This is a genomic window from Xanthomonas hortorum (genome assembly GCF_040279205.1).
GTDB lineage: Bacteria > Pseudomonadota > Gammaproteobacteria > Xanthomonadales > Xanthomonadaceae > Xanthomonas > Xanthomonas hortorum_F.
Genome location: NZ_JBEOLS010000017.1, coordinates 1 through 19,921, shown reverse-complemented (window position 1 = coordinate 19,921; position 19,921 = coordinate 1). Strand labels below are relative to the sequence as shown.

Genomic DNA, 19,921 nt, shown 5'->3' with positions numbered 1-19,921 from the left:
GTTTCCGCGAAAGGGCCGACCAACCCGGTGGAATTGCTGATACCGCACTGCGCGCATCGGCAGCCGGTCGCAGAATCGGAGCAGATCGCGGCCTGTACTGCGGTAGGGTGATGGTGCGTGGCTGGGCAACCGATGGCACGCCCCGGCCAATGTCGTCAAGGTGTGCTTGTCGCTGCTATGCAATGTCGCCACCATTGGGACATGAATCCTTTCCACGCCATCCCGACCGTCGTTCTCGCGCTTGCTTCTGCAGGCTGTTCCGCCCAGACCGCGGATGACCCTTCCGTTGGCCGCATCCACGTCAATCAGCTCGGCTATCTACCCGGTTCGTCCAAGCTTGCTGTCGTCGGGTTGCCGCAAGGCGCGGCGGCCGGCTCGGACCGCTTCACAGTCGAAGATGCGCAGGGCCGCCGCTTGCTGGAGGGCAAGCTGCAAGTTGCCGCGCCATGGTCGCCGGCCGGCCAGCAGGCGCGGGTGGCGGATTTTTCCGGCGTGCGTACAGCAGGCACGTATCGCTTGAAAATCGACGGGCTGCCGGCGTCCGATCCGTTCCCGATCGCGGCCGGCGCGTATCAACCAGTGCTCGATGCATCGCTGAAGGCGTTCTATTTCAATCGCGCCAGCACTGCGCTGCCGGCGCAGTTTGCCGGGCGCTACGCGCGTGCGGCCGGACATCCGGATACGCAGGTGCGTATCCACCCTTCCGCGGCATCGGCCACGCGTCCGGCCGACAGCGTGATCAGTGCGCCCAAGGGCTGGTACGACGCCGGTGACTACAACAAGTACATCGTCAATTCCGGCATCAGCACCTATACCTTGCTGGCCGCCTACGAGCAGTATCCGGCGCTGTTCAAGGCGCAGGCGCTGACCATCCCCAACGACGCGCCCGGCGTGCCCGGCATCCTGCAAGAAACCTGGTGGAATCTTGAGTGGATGCTGGCCATGCAGGACCCGGCCGATGGCGGTGTGTACCACAAGCTCACCGACAAGCAGTTCGATGGGTTGGTGATGCCCGAGCAGGCCAAGCAACAACGCTATGTGGTGATGAAGGCCACTGCGGCCACGCTGGATTTCGCTGCGGTGATGGCGGCGGCCAGCCGCGTGTATGCGCCGTTCGAGAAGCAGTATCCGGGTGTGTCCGCACGCATGTTGAAAGCCGCGCGCAGTGCCTGGGCGTGGGCGCAGCAGCATCCAGATGTGATTTATCGCCAGCCTGATGACGTGCGCACCGGCGGCTACGACGATGCGCAGGTGGACGACGAATTCGCCTGGGCTGCGGCGGAGTTGTATGTGACCACGCGCGAGGATGGCTTCTACGATGCGATGATCGCGCGCAATGTGCCGGCCAGCGTACCGGGCTGGAGCAATGTCGGCGGACTGGCGTGGATGTCGCTGGCCGAGCATCGCGACCAGCTCACCCCACATGCCGACCGTGCACGCATCGCGCGTGAGATCACCGGTCTGGCGCAGCGTCTTGCCGATGAGTGGCAGTCTTTTCCCTGGCGTCTGGCGATGACGGACACCGACTTCGTGTGGGGCAGTAATGCAGTCGTGCTCAACCGCGCGATGATGTTGATGCAGGGCTACCGGCTGACCCGGCAGCGGCCATTTCTGGATGCCGCGCAGTCGCAGCTGGATTACATCCTGGGGCGCAATCCGCTCGGGTTGTCGTTCGTCACCGGGGTAGGGCTGCGCAGCCCGCTGCATATCCACCATCGCCCCTCCGAAGCCGATGGCATCGACGCGCCGGTGCCGGGCTGGCTGGCCGGCGGCCCGCAACCGGGGCAGCAGGATGCCAAGGACTGCAAGGTGGCGTATCCCTCAAAACTGCCGGCGTTGTCGTATCTGGATAACGCCTGCAGTTATGCCAGCAACGAGGTGGCGATCAACTGGAATGCGCCGCTGGTGTATGTGAGCGCGGCGATTGAGGCGTCTACGCGGTAAGGCGGGCGTTTTTCGACGCAGTGCCCGATGCCGCGGCTGTTTCTTCTCCCACCGGGAGAAGGTGGCGCGTAGCGCCGGATGAGGGTGCGCCTCAGTGAGTTGTCAATGCCTGCAATGACAAACGCGTCGCCACGCGCCGTCAGAAGTGAATCACCGACTGCTTCGCTTGACGTACCCTCACCCCAACCCCTCTCCCGAGGGGAGAGGGGCTTCAATTCGCCGATTACCGCATCGGCGCTGGTCCAGCGCGGATCAGTTTTCGACGTGGTCGCTGAAGCAGCTCACTCCACCCGCGTACCAAAAATCCGGTCGCCTGCATCGCCCAGGCCGGGCAGGATGTAGCCCTTCTCGTTGAGGTGATCGTCGATCGCGGCGGTGTACACCTCCACATCCGGATGCACCGCTTCCAGCGCTTTCAGGCCTTCCGGTGCGGCGACCAGGAAGATGCCCTTGATGCGGCGTGCACCAGCGCGCTTGAGCATGTCGATGGTGGCGATCAGGGTGCCGCCGGTGGCCAGCATCGGGTCCAGGATCAGCGCGTCGCGTTCTTCCAGGCGGCCGGTGAGGCGTTCGAAGTAGGGCACCGGCTGCAGGGTTTCTTCGTCGCGCTGCAGGCCGACCACGCTCACGCGCGCGGCCGGAATCAGCGCCAGCACGCCCGGCAACATACCCAGACCTGCGCGCAGGATCGGTACCAGGGTGATTTTTGCGCCGGCAATCCGCTGCACGGTCACCGGCCCGGCCCAGCCGGGTTGCACGTGCGATTCGGTGTCCAGATTGGCGGTGGCCTCGTAAGCCAGCAACGTGCCCAGCTCGGTGACCAGTTCGCGGAAGCCCTTGGTGCTCAAGGCGGCATCGCGCAGCAGACCGATCTTGTGTTGAACGAGGGGGTGGCGAACTTCGACGATTTTCATGGGCAGCGACAGGCGGGAGAGACCCACAGTGTGCCGCAGCCGGCGGCAGCGTCGCCACACATTGCGCGTGATCGCGCTTGCAGATGTCATGTCAGTGAAACGTCGTAGACATAGTGTGCCCACCCATTCTTAACCAATTGGGGAAGCACCCGTGCTCAACAAGACTCCGCTCTGCCTGGCGATCACGCTGACGTTGGCTGCGGCCACGTGGAGCCCGCTGGCGCTGGCGGCCGAGGGTGCTGCTGCTGGCGGCGCAGCAAGCGCCGCGGCCATCGATCTGGAGCGGCTGGAAGTGCGCCCGCAAACGGAGTCGCAGGTACGCGCGGTGGATCTCAAACGCAGTTCCGATGCCATCCAGGATGCGGTCGCGTCCGATGCGATGGGCCGCTACCCCGACAAGAATGTTGCAGAATCCTTGCAGCGCCTGCCCGGCGTCAGCGTGACGCGCGATCAGGGCGAGGGCCGCTTCGTGGTGATCCGCGGTCTGGATTCGGCGCTCAACAGCGTCACCATCGACGGCATGACCATGGGCACGCCGGAAGACGGCACGCGCTCGGCGCCGCTGGACGTGATTCCCTCCGATTCCACCGAGCGCCTCAAGGTGGTCAAGTCGCCAACGCCTGACATGCCGGGCGATTCCATCGGCGGCGCAATTCAAGTGGAGTCCACCTCCGCATTCGATCGCGATGGCCGCACCTTGCGCGGCTCGGTCGAAGGCAGCCACCAGTCGTTGTCGGGCAAGACCAGCCCGAAGGGCGCGTTCAACTACAGCGATATCTTCGATGGCACCTTCGGTGTGGCAGTGGGTGTGAACTATCAGGATCGCGAATTCGAATCCGACAACACCGAAGTGGCCTACGACAGTTTCGATGGCGGTGCGGCCGATGATCTGTTTGCCGGCGAAGTGCAGCGCCGCAAATACTTTATCGAGCGCACCCGCATGGGCGCGAATCTCAATCTGGATTGGCGCCCGGATGAAGACAACCGCTATTACCTGCGCACGCTGTACAGCCGTTTCGACGATGCCGAAACGCGTCAGCGCACCATCTTCGGCCTGGCCGATGGGCAGGTCAGCGCCAATGGCGATGGCACCTACAACGTGGCCGATCTGCCGGCCGATTCGATCTCCAAGCGCGTGCGCTATCGCACCAAGAAAGAAGACACCATGGCTTTGAGCGTGGGCGGCGAAAATCGCCTGAGCGCGGCCACCGTGGATTACAAGGTGGGCTACACCAAGACCACCGAGCGCGTGAACGATGAAATGGAAGCGCGCTTCAACTATGACGGCGACGATCTGTCGGCCACGGTCGATCAGAACAGCGGGATTCCGCGTTTGGGATTCTCCGACAATGGCTGGCAGAGCAACGACGATTTCGTGTTCGACCGCTTCGTGCTTGCGCCCAAGCGGGTGGACGACAGCGAGCGCAGCGCGCAGGTCAACGTGCGCTTCGATGGCGAGCATGCCAGCCTGAAGATGGGTGTGCTCGGCCGCTGGCGCGAGCGCGATGTCAATGTGGACGAACGCGAGCTGCGTCGCGGCCCGGCGATCGACTTGAGCGACTGGACCACCGCCGCGCCGGAACACCGTGGCGGCACCTTGGGCGAAAGCATCGGCTCGGATGGCATGCGCCGTTACTGGAACACCTCCGGCAATCTGTACAGCGCACGTCCGCAGGATGTCGGCGGCAATCAGCAGGTCTCGCTGCAGGACGACTACACCGCCACCGAAGATGTGTTTGCGACGTACGCAATGGGCACCTGGGACATCGGGGCGCTGCGCATGATTGCCGGCGTGCGTGTGGAGAACACCCAGTTCAATGCCACCGGCAATCAGGTGGACGTGGCGGAAGACGGCCGCTCGGCCACGGTGACACCACGGGAGGCATCCAGCAGCTACACCAACGTGCTGCCGGGCCTGCACCTGCGCTACGACACCGGCAACGACTGGGTGCTGCGGTTTGCGGCCAACAAGACCTTGTCGCGCCCATCGTTCGGCGATGTCTCGCCGCGCGTGAGCATCAATCGCGGCGATGAGGAAGTGAGCATCGGCAATCCCGATCTCAATCCTTACCGTTCCACCAATCTGGATCTGTCGTTCGAAAAATACATCGGCAGCACCGGCCTGATCTCGTTGGGCGTGTTCAACAAATCGATCGACGATTACATCGTGCAGACGATCAGCACCAACGATGCGGAATTCCCGGATTTGCAGGTCACGCGCTCGATCAATGGCGACACCGCAAAAGTACGCGGCGCCGAGTTCAATTGGCAGCAGACCCTGGACTTCCTGCCGGAAGGCTGGAATGGCCTGTTGGTCGGTGCCAGCGCCACCGTGCTGGACAGCGATTTCGATCCTGGCCTGAGCGACCGCGCCGGTGAGGACTTCACCTTGCCGCGTTCGTCCAAGCGGATCTACAGCGGCCATCTGGGTTACGAAAAATACGGTTTCAGTGCGCGTGTGGCAGCGGTGTATCGCAGCGAATACCTGGACACCATCGGCGCCAGCCGCGCGTACGATATCTATGTCGCTCCGCATACCCAGCTGGATTTCAGCATGAATTACCAATTCAACAGCCACGTCAGCCTGTATCTGGAAGCGCAGAACCTGCTGGACGAACCGCTGGAGCTGTACCAGGGCGTGCCCTCGCGCACGCTGCAGAATGAAGAGTACGGCCGTACTTATGCGCTCGGCCTGAAGGTGGCACTGTGATCGCAACGCGCACGCGGCTCCACACCACGTTACTTGCCACCGCACTGGCGCTGACGGCTTGCGCCAGCGCGCCGGTCGACCGCGAAGCCGACGAGGCACTGCTGAAAGACCCGTTGCTCAGCGAGGCCAAGGTGGCGCATGAAGTGGTGCCGGAAGCCTTCATCACCACTTCCACGCCGTCCGACAATCTGGATTCGCCGGCCAGCTGGATGGCGCCGGATGGCAGCCGCTGGCTGATCGCCACTGCCAAGGCCACGCATGCGTTGGTGGTGTTCGATGGCGACAGCGGCAAGCGCCTGCGCGTGGTCGGCGGCAAGGGCAAGGCCCTGGGCAAGCTGGATCGCCCGAACGGGATCTCGGTGGTCGACGATCTGCTGTTTGTGGTCGAGCGCGACAACCGCCGTGTGCAGGTGTTCTCGCTGCCGGACTTCAAGCCGTTGACCGCCTTCGGCCAGGACGAACTGCGTGAGCCTTACGGCCTGTGGGTGCGCAAGCACGACGGCGGTTACGAGGTGGTGGTCAGCGACAACTACATGTCGCCCGCCAACAAGGATCTGCCGCCGCCGGTGGCCGACCTCGGTCAGCGCTTCCGGCGTTATCAACTGAACAACGCAGGGCAGGGCTGGCAATCGCAGCTGACCCAGAGCTTTGGCGATACCACCGAAGCGGGTGCGGTGCGGATTGCCGAATCGGTGTTCGGCGATGAAGCCAATGCGCGCTTGATGATTGCCGAAGAAGACGTGGCCGTGGGCACGCAGCTACGCGAGTACGGCATGGATGGACGTTATCGCGGGCGCAATGTCGGCACCGGCCTGTTCAAGGCGCAGGCCGAGGGCATGACCTTGCTGGCGTGCAGCGATGGCAGCGGGTACTGGATCGCCACCGATCAGTTCAAGGACCGCAGCGTGTTCCAGGTGTTCGATCGCCAGAGCCTGGCGCATGTGGGCGCATTCGCCGGCCGGGTGACCGCCAATACCGACGGCGTGTGGCTGGATCAACGCGGCGATGCGCGCTTCCCCGGTGGCGTGTTCTACGCATTGCATGACGACCAGGCGGTGGCCGCATTCGATTGGCGCGATATCGCACGCACGCTGCGCTTGAAAGACTGCGCGCCATGAGCGCTGGGCCTGCGTCGGTATACGCGCTGCTCTCGCTCATCGCGATGAGCAGCGCTCAATCGTTCGCCGCCGAGCGGGCTGCCGAACCGAATACGCAGGTGCCGGCGGGCTCCACCCACTATGTCGCCGACGGCTTTCCGGACCGCATCGTCGCCACGCCCGCGCAGGATGCGGCCACCGGCTTCGCGGTGGCCTGGCGTACCGATGCCAGCGTCAACCAGCCGTGGCTGGAACTGGTCGTCGCCGGCGACTCGCCCGACGTGGGTACGCCGCGCCGCATTCGCGCCAGCACCGCCACGCTGAGCAGCGAAAACGGCAGCTCGCATCACCACCGCGCCGATATCGATGGATTGAAGCCGGACACGCTGTACGCCTACCGCGTACAGGGCAACAGCACCTGGGGCGCATGGAATCACTTCCGCACCGCCGCCAGCCCGGACACGCCGCTGACGCTGCTGTATTTCGGCGATACCCAGAACAAGAATCTCAGCCTGGTTTCGCGGGTGATCCGCCAGGCCTGGCGCTCGGCGCCGGAGGCGCGGCTGGCGCTGTTCGCTGGCGATCTGGTCAGCGGCAAGGACGGCCAGGACGACAACGAGTGGGCCGAATGGTTCGAAGCCGGACGTTGGTTGCTGGAAGGCACCGCAGTGGCGCCGGCGCCGGGCAATCACGAGTATCACGAAGAGGGCGAAGACACCCCGCAGGCGACGCGCACGCTCGGCAGCCATTGGCCGGTGACCTTCGCCTTGCCGCGCAACGGGCCGTCGGCCACCGCGCGCACCAGCTATTGGTTCGACTACCAGGGCGTGCGCATCGCCGTGCTCGACGGTACCTCGGTGCTGGATCTGGGCACCGGCCCGGCGCAGGCGCAGTGGCTGGACACCGTATTGGCCGATAATCCGCATCCGTGGTCGATCGTGCTGATCCACCAACCGTTCTTCTCGCCGCGCGCCGATCGCGAGAACGAAAAGCTGGTCGAGCAGGTGCTGCCGGTGATCCGTCGCCACAAGGTCGATCTGGTGCTGCAGGGCCACGACCACACCTACGGCCGTCGCGGCGATGAGGCCGGGCAGGCGACGCCGGTGTTCGTGGTGTCGGTGGCCGGGCCCAAGCAGTACCGGCTCTCGGACATGGCCCGCAAGACCATGCGCCCGGTCGGCGAAGATACCCAGCTGTATCAGGTGCTTCGCATCGATAACCAGAAGTTGCTCTACGAGTCGCGTACCGCCACCGGACGTCTCTACGATGCCTTCGAGCTCAAGCGCGATACGAGCGGGGCCAAGCGGTTGATCGAACACGAAGCAGGGCGCATCGCCCCACGCGATTGCCCACGCAGTGCAACGCTCAAGGGACGGGCGGATCGCTGCTGGGAATGAGGGCGCTGTGACGAAATTGAAAGAATTGGGGCGGCTCGGCGCACCGAGTTAGGGAGATGTGAGGAAACTTCGCTGATGCATTGATTTTTCCAATGGTTACCTCGTATGCCAATTGAAAAGTGTGAGTTAAATCACACAAAAAATGGGCATAGGGTGTGGTTAGCCGGATCTCCATCCGGGTAGCCGGGTGTCAGGTCGGCGCTGGATGGAGGTGTTGGTGCCCCCAGCCCCCGAGAAACCACCATGATTCCCCATGTGTTTCATCTGACCGCGCCGACCAAGCAATTGCAGTGGGAAGAACGCAGGATCCAGGCCCGTCTGCAGCGGCTCTTGCCGGACTGGGTCTGCTACGTCTGGGATGATGCGGACAATTCGGAACTGATGCGTCGCGCGTTCCCGGAATTCGCCGAGCGTTACGAGGCGATCCGCTTCGGCGTGATGAAGGCCGACATCGCCCGCTGTGCCTATATGCACGCGCACGGCGGCTTTTATTTCGACACCGACTACAAGCTGCTGCAGCCGCTCAGCGCCGACCTGTTGGTACAGCAATGCGTGCTGCCGATCGAGGATGGCGCGCTAGGCAACGATCAGTTCAAGATCGGCAATGCCGTATTCGGTTCCCAGGCAGGGCATCCTTTGTGGCGCGCCTTTATCGAGCACATCTTCAATGTGCATGCGCCGGAGACGCTGGAAGATCACCGGCAGATTCCGATGATCTCCGGCCCGCGCGGGCTGACGCGCTTCTACAACGCGTATGGCGAGCAGTTCTCCGGCATCGTGTTCCCGCCGCGCGATGCATTCCATCCGGACCGTACCTGGTTCGGGCTCGGTCACCGCGGCGGCAAGATCGCGGTCGGCTCGCATCTGTGCTGGGCATCGTGGCGCGGCAAGTCGACGCGCCGGGCGGTGACCAATTACCTGCGTCGCAAATTGAGCGCAGTGCCGATCTGATTGCTGCCGGTCGCCATGCAGATCTGTTGAACGGATCTGCATGGCGGCACCGGGATGATTCCCGCTGTGGCACTCAACGCGGCGTTTTGTGCGGTTCACGCTGGTGAAGGGGGCTTGCGCAAGCGCGCTTCGCATCGTGCTTGCTATGTCACAAATCTCGCGCCATCAGCGCGGCAGCCCGCAGGACTCCGCGTTTCAGGCGTTGAGAGATGTGCAGCCTCAGGCGGCCTCGGCCTGCACCTGGCGCGGGCCTTCCTTGAGCGCACGCGCGATCAAGCCGACCAATAGATCGAGCTCGTCTTCGTCCATGGCGAAGTGCGGCGTGAAGCGCAGCGAATTCTCGCCGCCGTGGATCACGTTGACACCGCGGTGGCGCAGCCATTCCTCGGTGGACCCGGCGCCGTAACACTTGAACTGCGGTGCCAGTTCGCAGGAAAACAGCAAGCCGGTGCCCTGCACTTTGGTGATCAAGCCGCCCAACTCGGACTGCAAGGCTTCCAGCTTGGCGATCGCCTGCGCACCGCGGCTACGGATGTTGGCGCGCACCTGCGGAGTGAACAACGCCAGCGTGGCGCAGGCCACATCGAGCGCGCGCGGATTGGTGGTCATGGTGTTGCCGTAGGTGCCCTTGCGATACACCTGCGCGGCGTGTTCGGTCACGGCCAGCACCGACAGCGGGTACTGCGCGGCATTGAGCGCCTTGGAATAGGTTTCCAGGTCCGGCGGGTCGAGCTGTTCGAAGCCGGGGTAATCCACCACCGACAGCACGCCGTGCGCGCGCAGGCCGGCCTGGATCGAATCCACCAGCAGCAGGCTGCCGTGCAGGCGGGTCAGCTCGCGCGCAGCGGCATAGAACGCGGCCGGCAATGCGCGCCCCGGGTCGCCTTCGCCCATTACCGGCTCCAGGAACACCGCCTCGATAAACCAGTGATTGCGCGCGGCCTCCTCGAAGGCGCGCTGCAGCGCCGCCACGTCGTACGGCGCGATTGCGATCACCGAATCCTCGTCGCGGTAACTGGCCAGGTACTTGGTGTAGGTCTTGCGGCTGGAATCGGAATACAGGCCGGGGCGATCGGTGCGGCCATGGAAGCTGCCCTTGACCACCACGCGCTTGATGGTGGCACCGGCATGCCGCGCGCCCGGGTCGGTGTGCAGCTTGGCGTTGGTGTCGACGATGCGTGCGGCCAGGCCGACCGCTTCGGAACCGGAGTTGAGACACATGAAGCGCGCAAACGGGCAGCCGCCGCGGGTATGCCCGATCTCGGCGCGCAATGCGCGGTCCAACCGGCGCTGCGCCAGGCTGGGCGTCATCACGTTGGCCATCACCTGCGGGTGTGCCATGGCCTCGAGCACCGGCGCGGGCGTGTGGCCGAAGCCGAGCATGCCGTAGCCGCCGGCGTCGTACAGCACCGCGCCCTTGAGCGTGATCACCCAAGGGCCGCGCGCGGCCAGCGCCACGTACGGGGTCACCGCATCGTCGGCATAGAAGTTGATGAAGCCGTCCTGCACCGCACTGATCTGGGCGTCTTCGTCCAGGTCCAGCAGATCGGCCACTTCCTCGCGCACCAGCGCGTATTCGGCGGCGGCCGCATCGATGGCCTGGGCGAGATCGTCGTGGGTGCTGGCCAGGCGCACGATGCTGGCATCGTCCAGGCCATCGGTCAGGCGGCGGCCGGCATGGGCACGCAGCGGGGCGAGCGGGGCAAGGACGGACATGGCGCATCTCCTACAAGGTGGCGTTCCCTTTCTATTATCGGCAGAAGATCGGCGTTTGGCAGCGTGAATCCGGGCAGGAAGTCAGGTATTTTCGTCGAATCGACGAACCATTTGGGCAAAAGTGAAAATCACTCCCTCCGACGAACGCCTGCTGTCGCTGTTGCGCGAGGATGCGCGCGCCTCCACCGCGCAGATCGCGCGCCGGCTCGGGCTGTCGCGCACGACCGTGCAAAGCCGCATCGAAAAACTCGAACGTGACGGCGTGATCAGCGGCTACACCGTGCGCACCCACGACGCCTACGAACAGGGCCGCATCCGCGCGCACATCCTGATCACCGTGCTGCCCAAGAAGATGCCGGCCGTGGTCAAGGCGCTGCGCGACATCCCCGAGGTGCGCCTGCTGCACTCGGTCAGCGGCGCCTACGATCTGATCGCCCTGGGCGTGGTCGGCGGCGTCAACGAAATGGACGTGCTTACCGACGCCATCGGCGCCATTGACGGCGTGGAGCGCACGACGACGTCGATCATTTTGTCGACGAAGTTTGAGCGGTGAGGGGCCGGGATTGGAAATTGGGGATTGGGGATTCGTAACAGCGGGCTGGCTGGTGTCGGACGCGTTCCGGTCCCCGGATCCTGCTCCTGCGAATCCCAAATCCCGAATTTCCAATCCCCGCCTCACCGCGAATCCCCAATCCCGAATCTCTAATCCCGGCCGCAGTTACAATATCCGGCTCCTCAGCCATCCGATCCTGCGGCCTTGAAGAAGTCCGATTTCAACTATTCGCTACCCGACGAACTGATCGCCCAGGCGCCGCTGGCCGAGCGCGCGGCCAGTCGCTTGCTGGTCGTTCCGCCGTCGCCGCAGGCGCTGGTCGACCGCCAGGTGCGCGATCTGCCCGAGCTGCTGCAGCCGGGCGATCTGCTGATCTTCAACGATACCCGGGTGATCCCGGCGCGCCTGTTCGGGCAGAAGGCCAGTGGCGGGCGGGTGGAAATTTTGATCGAGCGCCTGCTCGACGAACGCGAGGCGCGCGTGCAGATCGGCGCCAGCAAGTCGCCCAAGGCCGGCAGCCTGATCGCGCTCGATGCCGGTGGGCAGGCCGAAGTGCTGGGCCGCGATGGCGAGTTCTATCTGCTGCGCTTTGATATTCCTTCGCCGCTGCAGCAGTGGCTGCCGGAGGCCGGGCAGCTGCCGCTACCGCCGTACATCCGCCGCGAGCCGGGTGTGGAAGACCGCGAGCGCTACCAGACCGTGTTCGCCCGCGAAGTCGGTGCGGTCGCCGCGCCCACCGCCGGCCTGCATTTCGACGAGGCGCTGCTGGCGCAGTTGCGCGAGCGCGGGGTGGAGTTCGGCCATGTCACCTTGCACGTGGGTGCCGGCACCTTCCAGCCGGTGCGCGTGGACGCGTTGGATCAGCACGTGATGCATAAGGAGTGGCTCAACGTCGGTGCTGCACTGGTCGAGCAGGTGCGGCGCACGCGCGCACGCGGCGGCCGCGTCATCGCGGTGGGAACCACCGTAGTGCGCTCGCTGGAAAGCGCCTGGCGTAAAACCGATGCCGCACCCGATGGCGAACTGCTGCCATTCGCCGGCGAAACCCAGATCTTCATCCTGCCCGGCTATCGCATCCGCAGCGTCGATGCGATGGTCACCAACTTCCATCTGCCCGAAAGCACGCTGCTGATGATGGTCTCGGCCTTCGCCGGCCGCGAACGCATTTTCGCCGCCTATCAACACGCCATCGCGCAGCGCTATCGCTTCTTTTCGTACGGCGATGCGATGCTGTTGTGGGGCAGGGATTGGGGATTGGGGAGTGGGGATTCGTAACAGCACTCCGTTCGCCGCCTTCTCGCTTTTGCCAATCCCGAATCCCCAATTTCAAATCCCGGCCCCTCAATGTCCCGACTTCAATTCCAGCTCCAAGCCGCCGACGGCCATGCCCGCCGCGGCCGCCTGACCTTTCCGCGCGGCACCGTCGAGACGCCGGCGTTCATGCCGGTGGGGACCTATGGCTCGGTCAAGGGCGTCCTGCCCGAGCAGATCCGCGCGCTGGGTGCGGAGATCATCCTGGGCAACACCTTCCATCTGTATCTGCGCCCGGGTCTGGATGTGATCGGCGATCACGGCGGGCTGCACGGGTTTGCGCGCTGGGACGGGCCGATCCTCACCGACTCGGGCGGATTCCAGGTGTTTTCGCTGGCGCATCGCCGCAAGATCACCGAGCAGGGCGTGACCTTTTCTTCGCCAACCGATGGCGCCCGCGTATTCCTGGGCCCGGAAGAGAGCATGCAGATCCAGAAGGTGCTCGATTCGGACATCGTGATGATCTTCGACGAGTGCACGCCGTACCCGGCCACCGAAGAGGTGGCACGGCGCTCGATGGAACTGAGCCTGCGCTGGGCGCAGCGCTCGCGCGACGCGCATGACGGGCTGGGTAACGATGCGGCGCTGTTCGGCATCGTGCAGGGCGGGGTGCATCCGGACCTGCGCAGTCGTTCGCTGGATGGGCTGCAAGGCATCGGCTTCGACGGCTATGCCATCGGCGGGCTGGCGGTGGGCGAGCCCGAGCATGAGCGCAATGCCATGCTCGAACACCTGCATCCGCGCCTGCCGGCCGAGCGCCCGCGCTACCTGATGGGCGTGGGCCGGCCGGAGGATCTGGTCGAAGGCGTGGCGCGTGGTGTGGACATGTTCGACTGCGTGATGCCGACCCGTAACGCGCGCAACGGCCACTATTTCACCTCGTTCGGTACCGTGCGCATCCGCAACGCCAAGTACGAGCGCGACCTGGACACCATCGAGCCGGGCTGCGGGTGTCATGCCTGCAGCAGCGGCTACACGCGCTCCTACCTGCGCCATCTGGACCGCTGCAACGAGATGCTGGCGCCGATGCTGGGCACCCTGCACAACCTCTGGTACTACGAGAAATTGATGGCCGACCTGCGCGCGGCGATCGCCTCGGGAACCTTTGTGGAGTTCCGGCGGTCCTTCTATGCGGCACGCGGCGCCATCACGCCGCCGTTGCCGGGGGAAACCAGCTGACACCGGCCGTCCGCGCCCTTGCGCGGACGGTTTGGAACCCGCATGGCATAATTCCCGGCTGTTCCGCTTCGGCGGTACCTGAATAGCGAGCGGGCCGCTTGGCGCGCTGGCACCAAACTAGGATGCATTGAATGAATCTGCTCGATTTCCTGATCCCCGTCGCCCAGGCGCAGGCCACCGGTGGCGCGCCGGCCGCCGGCCCGATGGGAAGCCTGTCCACCTTCGCGTTGCCGATCATCCTGATCGCGGTCATGTATTTTTTGATGATCCGCCCGCAGATGAAGCGCCAGAAGGAGCACAAGTCGCTGCTGGACAAGCTGGCGCGCGGCGATGAAGTGATCACCTCCGGCGGCGTTGCCGGCGTGATCAGCGACATCGGCGACAACTTCATCACCGTGGAAGTGGCCGACAACGTGCGCATCCGCGTGCAGAAGAGTGCCGTGGGCCATGTGCTGCCCAAGGGCACGCTGAAGTCGGCCAGCTAAGAGCGGCTCCAAAACTACTGCGCGCACCGTCAGGCGGGCGCAGTCGGCGCCGGGAACCGGCGGGTCGCAATACTCCCGTCCCGGCACCGCCCGCATCCACCTGACGACCGCTCGCGACCGTGTGTTGGCCGCTTGAAGTCGTTCTCACTGCTAGGCGCGTCGCCGGGATGGTGTCGCGCGGGACTGTCGCAATGCTCGAATTTCCTCGCTGGAAGTATTTCCTGATCCTGCTGGTGCTGGCGGTCAGCGCGTTGTACGCGCTTCCCAACATCTACCAGAAAGACCCGTCCGTGCAGATCACCGCCAGCCGCGGTGCCCAACTCGACGACGCATTGCGTAGCCGCATCGACGCCGACCTCAAGAGCGCCGGCATCACGCCCAAGGCCGTCACCAAGGAAGGCGAGAGCCTGATGGTGCGCCTGCCCAACCTGCAGGCACAGACCCGCGCCAACGACGTGCTGCGCCAGCAACTGGGCGAGAACTACACGGTGGCGCTGAATCTGGCCTCGACCGTGCCGGACTGGCTGGCCAAGCTGGGCGGCCGGCCGATGGTGCTGGGCCTGGACTTGGTCGGTGGCGTGCATTTCGCCATGCAGGTGGATCAGAAGGCCGCGCTGGAAAAGCGCCTGGACGGCTTTGCCGAAGACATCCGCACCACCTTGCGCGATGGGCGCATCGCCTATCGCTCGGTCGAGCGTCGCGGTGACAACAGCATCCAGGTCAGCCTGAGCGAGGGCGCCAGCGCCGATGCCGCGCGCACCGCGCTGGCCAAGGCGCAGCCGACGCTGGTCTACAACGTCAGTGGGCAGAACATCACCGTCAACGTCCCCGAGGCCGAACTCAAGCAGATCGCCAGCGGCGCGATCGAACAGAACCTCACCACCTTGCGCAATCGTGTCAACGCGCTGGGCGTGTCCGAACCGACCATCCAGCGCCAGGGCGAAGACCGCATCGTGGTCGAATTGCCGGGCCTGCAGGACACCGCCGAGGCCAAGCGCCTGATCGGCGCCACCGCCTCGCTGGAATTCCGTGCGGTGGTCGAAGGCAATGCCGAAGACGCCGTGCGCAGCGGCACCATTCCGCCGGAAGCCAAGGTCTACCGCCTGCGCGACAGCAATGCGCCGGTGTTGCTCAACAAGCGCGCGCTGGTGACTGGTGACCAGATGGTCAGTGCCAGCGTCAGCAACGACCAGAACGGCATGCCGGCGGTGGCGGTGACGCTCAACAACGTCGCCGGCCAGCGCATGCTCGACTACACCAGTGCCAATGTCGGCAAGCTGATGTCGGTGGTCTACATCGAGCGCATTCCCACCGTGACCATGGTCGACGGCAAGGAAGTGCGCAGCGTGCGGGTCAAGGAAGAAGCGCTGTCGCCGACCCGTATCGCCGGCGTGTTCGGCAAGAATTTCCAGACCACCGGTCTGGAAAAGACCGAAGCCGAGAACCTGGCCAAGTTGTTGAAGTCCGGCTCGCTGGCCGCGCCGATGGATTTCGTCGAGGAATACGTGATCGGCCCGAGCCTGGGTGCGGAGAACGTGGAGCGCGGCGTCACTGCGGTGGTGTTCTCGTTCGTGTTCACCCTGGTGTTCTTCACCATTTACTACCGCATGTTCGGCGCGATCACCTCGGCGGCGCTGCTGTTCAACCTGCTGATCGTGATCGCGGTGATGTCGCTGTTCGGCGCCACCATGACGTTGCCGGGTTTTGCCGGTCTGGCGTTGTCGGTCGGTCTGTCGGTGGATGCGAACGTGCTGATCAACGAGCGTATCCGCGAAGAGTTGCGTCTGGGCGTGCCGCCCAAGTCGGCGATCGTGGCCGGTTACGAGAAGGCCGGTGGCACCATCCTCGACGCCAACCTGACCGGGTTGATCGTCGGCGTGGCGTTGTATGCGTTCGGTACCGGCCCGCTGAAGGGCTTCGCGCTGACCATGATCATCGGTATTTTCGCCTCGATGTTCACTGCGATCACCGTATCGCGCGCGCTGGCGGTGCTGATCTATGGCAGCCGCAAGAAGCTGAAGTCTGTCGCTATTTAATGCGAGTCCCTCGCAAGAGCCCGCACATCCATGTGCGGACTTTCCAGGAAAATCTTTGAATGAAAATTTTTCCGCTTCATCTGATCCCGAACGACACCAAGATCGACTTCATGCGCCTGCGCAAGCCGGTGCTGATCTTGATGCTGGTGTTGGCGATCGCCTCGATCGGCATCATCGTCGGCAAGGGCTTCAACTACGCACTGGAATTCACCGGCGGCACGCTGGTGCAGACCTCGTTTCAGAAGACGGTGGACGTGGACCAGGTGCGCGAGCAGCTGGCCAAGGCCGGCTTCGAAAACGCCCAGGTGCAGAACGCGCGTGGCGGCAACGAGGTGATGATTCGCCTGCAGGCGCGCGAGCAGCACAACAACCGCGACGATGCCGCAACCACCGTCGCCGAAGAAGTGCGCAAGGCCGTCAGCACCGAGCAGAACCCCGCCACCGTGCAGCCGGGCGAATTCGTCGGCCCGCAGGTCGGCAAGGACCTGGCCTTGAACGGCGTGTACGCCACGGTGTTCATGCTGGTGGGCTTTCTGATCTACATCGCGTTCCGCTTCGAGTGGAAGTTCGCCGTGGTCGCCAGCCTGACCGCCTTGTTCGACCTGCTGGTCACGGTGGCCTTCGTGTCGCTGACCGGCCGCGAGTTCGATCTGACCGTGCTGGCCGGCCTGTTGTCGGTGATGGGCTTTGCGATCAACGACATCATCGTGGTGTTCGACCGCGTGCGCGAAAACTTCCGCGCGCTGCGCGTGGAGCCGCTGGAAGTGCTGAACCGCTCGATCAACCAGACGCTCTCGCGCACGGTGATCACCGCGGTGATGTTCTTCCTGTCGGCACTGGCCCTGTACATCTACGGCGGCGAGTCGATGGAAGGCCTGGCCGAGACGCACATGATCGGTGCGGTGATCGTGGTGATCTCCTCGATCATCGTGGCAGTGCCGATGCTGAGCATCGGGCCGTTCGCTGTGACCAAGCAGGATCTGCTGCCCAAGGCCAAGGATGTGGAGGCGCTGGCGCGTCGTCCTTGATCGGTTGGCAAAAGGTGTGACGAAAAAACCGCGCATTGCGCGGTTTTTTCGTTTCTGGCGTTGGGCGTCGTGACTGCATGGTGTGCACTGTGACGCCATTACTCAAGATTGAATACTAGGGATTTCGTCGGACACGTGATGCCGATCGATACGCAGTACGTTGCGGTAGAGAACCGCTGGCCAGGATGAAGCGCCGCATCCAACTGAGATCCGCCTGCTCGGTGCGTAGGCTGTAGTGCCGAACGCGCAAGCGGTCGCGCACTCGATCGAGCAGCCGCGTCGGCGGACGTGCTGTTACGCCATTGTTTTTTGGGTGTATTTCATACGCCTATGTCCTTGCTGGATAAAACTAGAAACCGCGCAAAGGTAGAGTCCGCTTGCCGTCGCGTAATCCCTTGATGGCGGCTAGGATTTCCCCATTCACAAAGCGCCAGCGATCGAAGATACTCCGTGCAACACCGCATTTCGGCGGTCCAATAGTAGTTAGGCCGTGGTGGAGCAAACGCATTGGTGGTTGCAGCTTCGGTGAGTTGGCCGGCACGCGTGCGGTCGGCTCCGGGTAGCACAGTCATCGCCGTTTTTGGTAGCGGTAAGTTCAGCGCTCCGCCTTCGCACGTCATTGCCGCGCTGCGCTCATTGCACTTGGTTTCGGTGGCATCACGCGCCGCTGCATCGCTGGGCAAGCTCCATCCCGCAAGCTGTGGCACACTCGGTCCAGGCGGCAGTGCTGGGGAGCATGGTTGCACCATCCAACCTTCGCGGCCACTCACTGCCTAACAACTCATTCAAGCCGAAGTTGCTTCGCAACTCGGCTTAATTCCAGAGTTAGGCCTACAAAAAACTCTTCAGCGATCTTCCAAACAAGAATGGATTACTTACTGAAAATTATCGCGCCTGGCCCTCGGCCACCTTACTTTCAAGTTGCGGAGCACCTGTGGGGCGTAGGTTGTAATATCGACTCAGACGGTGACAGCGCTACCCCAGAGAATTGTCAGTGGACGGAGCTGAGTTTGTGCTTGCGCAGCAGTCCGGAGCAAAGGGTAGACATTGATCCACTTTCCAGAGACCCCCTGGTTCTTGTGGTCCGCTCTCCGGATCAATCACTTTGTCGGCAGACAGCAGATTTCATTACCTCTGTCTCTGGTGGTGAGATACAGTGGGCCTAACAATTCATTCAAGCCGACGCCGCTTCGCGGCTCGGCTTAATTCAGGCATTAGAGCGCAGAAGGAGAGACTGGTGATCTTGGATGAAGAAGTGGTTTGGAAGCGCAATGAAGAACTGGCGGAGATGATGAGTCACACCAAGGGCGAAAGCGACAGAGGAATAACACTGATAGTCGCGGCACACATTGAAGAATGTCTACGCCGGATCCTTGAATCCGTTCTTATCGACTCCACCGAAACAAAGAACTTATTCGAAGGGCCGTACGCGCCTTTTGGTACATTGTCTGGAAAGTCTCAAGCCGCTTTCGTGATGGGACTTCTAACGAAAAGTGAGCGCGACCGCATAGATGCGGTGCGTCGGGTCCGCAATGTCTTTGCTCATCAGGCAAGCGCAAGCTTCGAGCATCCCGACATAGTTAAAATTTGTAACAAGCCTGCCGTAAACTCTGGCCGCATGACTATCCGTGATGAGTTCATACACACTGCAATCAATGTAGTTCTCCCGTTGCTATACCGGGATCTTCAGATTGTAAATTGGCGACGCCAGGAGCTGACTCAGGACGTTGTCAATGCATGGCACGACCCTCGGCCAGATGCGCTCTAACAATTCATTCAAGCCGAAGTCGCTTCGCGGCTCGGCTTAATTCAGGCGTTGGGCTTCACCACATTTTTATCGCATCTGATAGGGGGAAAAATGAGCTTCGTTTCAGCGCAGTGCCCGAGCTGCCTAAAGAGCATTCAAGTGCCGACGGACGTTGATCGCTCAAAGTGCATGTACTGCGGAGCAGACATCTCAGCCCCTCTTTTGACGGCAACGGCGCCGGCCGTAAGCGTTACTAATCTTCTCGGAATGGCGCGAACCGCGTCTTTGGCAGGAAACGCCGCCGAGGCGGAGGCGTATTTCAATCGTGTTCTCGAGCTTGATCCGCGCAACTCGGAAGCCTGGCTTGGTAAAGGGAAGTCTGCAGCTTGGCAATCCAGCCTCGGCAACATGCGTACACAAGAGATGGCGGTGGCCTTCGGACACGCCATTGGCACTTCAGAAGCGGCCAGTCGATCCGAGATGATTGAGGGCTGTGTTCACGAGATGAACCATGTCGTAGCGACTCTATACGGCATGGCGAACAAGCAGATGCATGAGTTTGTTTCGCTAGAGAACACTTGGAATTCCTATGTAATCCAAGTTTCCCAACTTCTTAATGGCCTCGAGTCCGCCCTTGAGTGGGATCCAAACAGCATACCCACACTCGAGAACATCGTGCATCTTTGCAAAGACAACATCGAGGGCGTTACGTATCGCGACCAATTCCGACGTCCCCCCGCCCTGAGTAGCGGCCTGGTTTAGAGTCCGGGGCTGATGATATCGGTGTTTGCCAGATGTTGGGCATACGCAGCCGGGGTCATGCCGCAGATTGCTTTTTTGGGTCGGTCCTCGT

15 protein-coding genes are annotated in these 19,921 nt (G+C 63.1%); 13 read left to right on the top strand and 2 right to left on the bottom strand.

Going from position 1 to position 19,921, the window contains the following annotated elements; translation table 11 throughout:
- Window positions 1–201 precede the first annotated feature (201 nt).
- Window positions 202–1,944 (top strand): glycoside hydrolase family 9 protein, encoded by a 1,743-nt coding sequence (locus ABS769_RS09105; protein ID WP_317060313.1) that lies wholly within the window; start codon window positions 202–204, stop codon window positions 1,942–1,944.
- 281 nt (window positions 1,945–2,225) lie between these two features.
- On the opposite strand, the gene upp is transcribed toward ABS769_RS09105, so the two are convergent.
- Entirely contained in the window at window positions 2,226–2,858 is a 633-nt protein-coding gene (upp, locus tag ABS769_RS09100; protein ID WP_006448928.1) for a uracil phosphoribosyltransferase, read from the bottom strand.
- A gap of 151 nt (window positions 2,859–3,009) precedes the next feature.
- Here upp and ABS769_RS09095 point away from each other — a divergent pair, with 151 nt between their 5' ends.
- From ABS769_RS09095 to ABS769_RS09080, 4 genes are all read left to right on the top strand, one after another.
- Window positions 3,010–5,568: a TonB-dependent receptor gene (locus ABS769_RS09095; protein WP_317060315.1), complete on the top strand. Its 2,559-nt coding sequence runs from the start codon at window positions 3,010–3,012 to the stop codon at window positions 5,566–5,568.
- Entirely contained in the window at window positions 5,568–6,686 is a 1,119-nt protein-coding gene (locus tag ABS769_RS09090; protein ID WP_430544129.1) for a phytase, read from the top strand. The genes ABS769_RS09095 and ABS769_RS09090 overlap by 1 nt, the downstream gene beginning before the upstream one ends.
- The gene (locus tag ABS769_RS09085) at window positions 6,683–8,062 is read left to right on the top strand and encodes a metallophosphoesterase family protein (RefSeq protein ID WP_317060317.1); all 1,380 of its coding nucleotides are present in this window, start codon (window positions 6,683–6,685) and stop codon (window positions 8,060–8,062) included. Before ABS769_RS09090 ends, ABS769_RS09085 begins: the two co-directional genes overlap by 4 nt.
- 243 nt (window positions 8,063–8,305) lie before the next feature.
- On the top strand, window positions 8,306–9,013 hold the full coding sequence (locus tag ABS769_RS09080) for a glycosyltransferase family 32 protein (RefSeq protein ID WP_317060318.1): 708 nt from the start codon (window positions 8,306–8,308) through the stop codon (window positions 9,011–9,013).
- Window positions 9,014–9,232: 219 nt separating this feature from the next.
- Here the strand turns inward: ABS769_RS09080 and ABS769_RS09075 are convergent, their stop codons facing one another.
- Complete coding sequence (locus tag ABS769_RS09075) at window positions 9,233–10,729, bottom strand: aminotransferase class III-fold pyridoxal phosphate-dependent enzyme (protein WP_317060319.1); 1,497 nt, start codon at window positions 10,727–10,729, stop codon at window positions 9,233–9,235.
- Window positions 10,730–10,850: 121 nt separating this feature from the next.
- Here ABS769_RS09075 and ABS769_RS09070 point away from each other — a divergent pair, with 121 nt between their 5' ends.
- The 8 genes from ABS769_RS09070 to ABS769_RS09030 all read left to right on the top strand — a co-directional run bounded on the left by ABS769_RS09070 (window position 10,851) and on the right by ABS769_RS09030 (window position 19,830).
- A complete protein-coding gene (locus tag ABS769_RS09070) occupies window positions 10,851–11,282 on the top strand; it encodes an Lrp/AsnC family transcriptional regulator (protein ID WP_006448917.1) in 432 nt (143 codons plus the stop codon).
- Between the two features lie 204 nt (window positions 11,283–11,486).
- A complete protein-coding gene (gene queA, locus ABS769_RS09065) occupies window positions 11,487–12,557 on the top strand; it encodes a tRNA preQ1(34) S-adenosylmethionine ribosyltransferase-isomerase QueA (protein ID WP_317060320.1) in 1,071 nt (356 codons plus the stop codon).
- Between the two features lie 69 nt (window positions 12,558–12,626).
- Window positions 12,627–13,772, top strand: coding sequence for a tRNA guanosine(34) transglycosylase Tgt (gene tgt, locus ABS769_RS09060; RefSeq protein WP_317060321.1), 1,146 nt, complete (start codon window positions 12,627–12,629; stop codon window positions 13,770–13,772).
- Window positions 13,773–13,903: 131 nt separating this feature from the next.
- Window positions 13,904–14,257, top strand: coding sequence for a preprotein translocase subunit YajC (yajC, locus tag ABS769_RS09055; protein WP_317060322.1), 354 nt, complete (start codon window positions 13,904–13,906; stop codon window positions 14,255–14,257).
- A 191-nt stretch (window positions 14,258–14,448) separates the two neighbouring features.
- Window positions 14,449–16,293: a protein translocase subunit SecD gene (gene secD / locus ABS769_RS09050; protein WP_317060323.1), complete on the top strand. Its 1,845-nt coding sequence runs from the start codon at window positions 14,449–14,451 to the stop codon at window positions 16,291–16,293.
- A gap of 59 nt (window positions 16,294–16,352) precedes the next feature.
- The gene (secF, locus tag ABS769_RS09045) at window positions 16,353–17,321 is read left to right on the top strand and encodes a protein translocase subunit SecF (protein WP_006448912.1); all 969 of its coding nucleotides are present in this window, start codon (window positions 16,353–16,355) and stop codon (window positions 17,319–17,321) included.
- Window positions 17,322–18,558: 1,237 nt separating this feature from the next.
- Window positions 18,559–19,089, top strand: coding sequence for a hypothetical protein (locus ABS769_RS09035; RefSeq protein ID WP_317060324.1), 531 nt, complete (start codon window positions 18,559–18,561; stop codon window positions 19,087–19,089).
- A gap of 246 nt (window positions 19,090–19,335) precedes the next feature.
- The gene (locus tag ABS769_RS09030) at window positions 19,336–19,830 is read left to right on the top strand and encodes a tetratricopeptide repeat protein (RefSeq protein WP_350498147.1); all 495 of its coding nucleotides are present in this window, start codon (window positions 19,336–19,338) and stop codon (window positions 19,828–19,830) included.
- Window positions 19,831–19,921 lie beyond the last annotated feature (91 nt).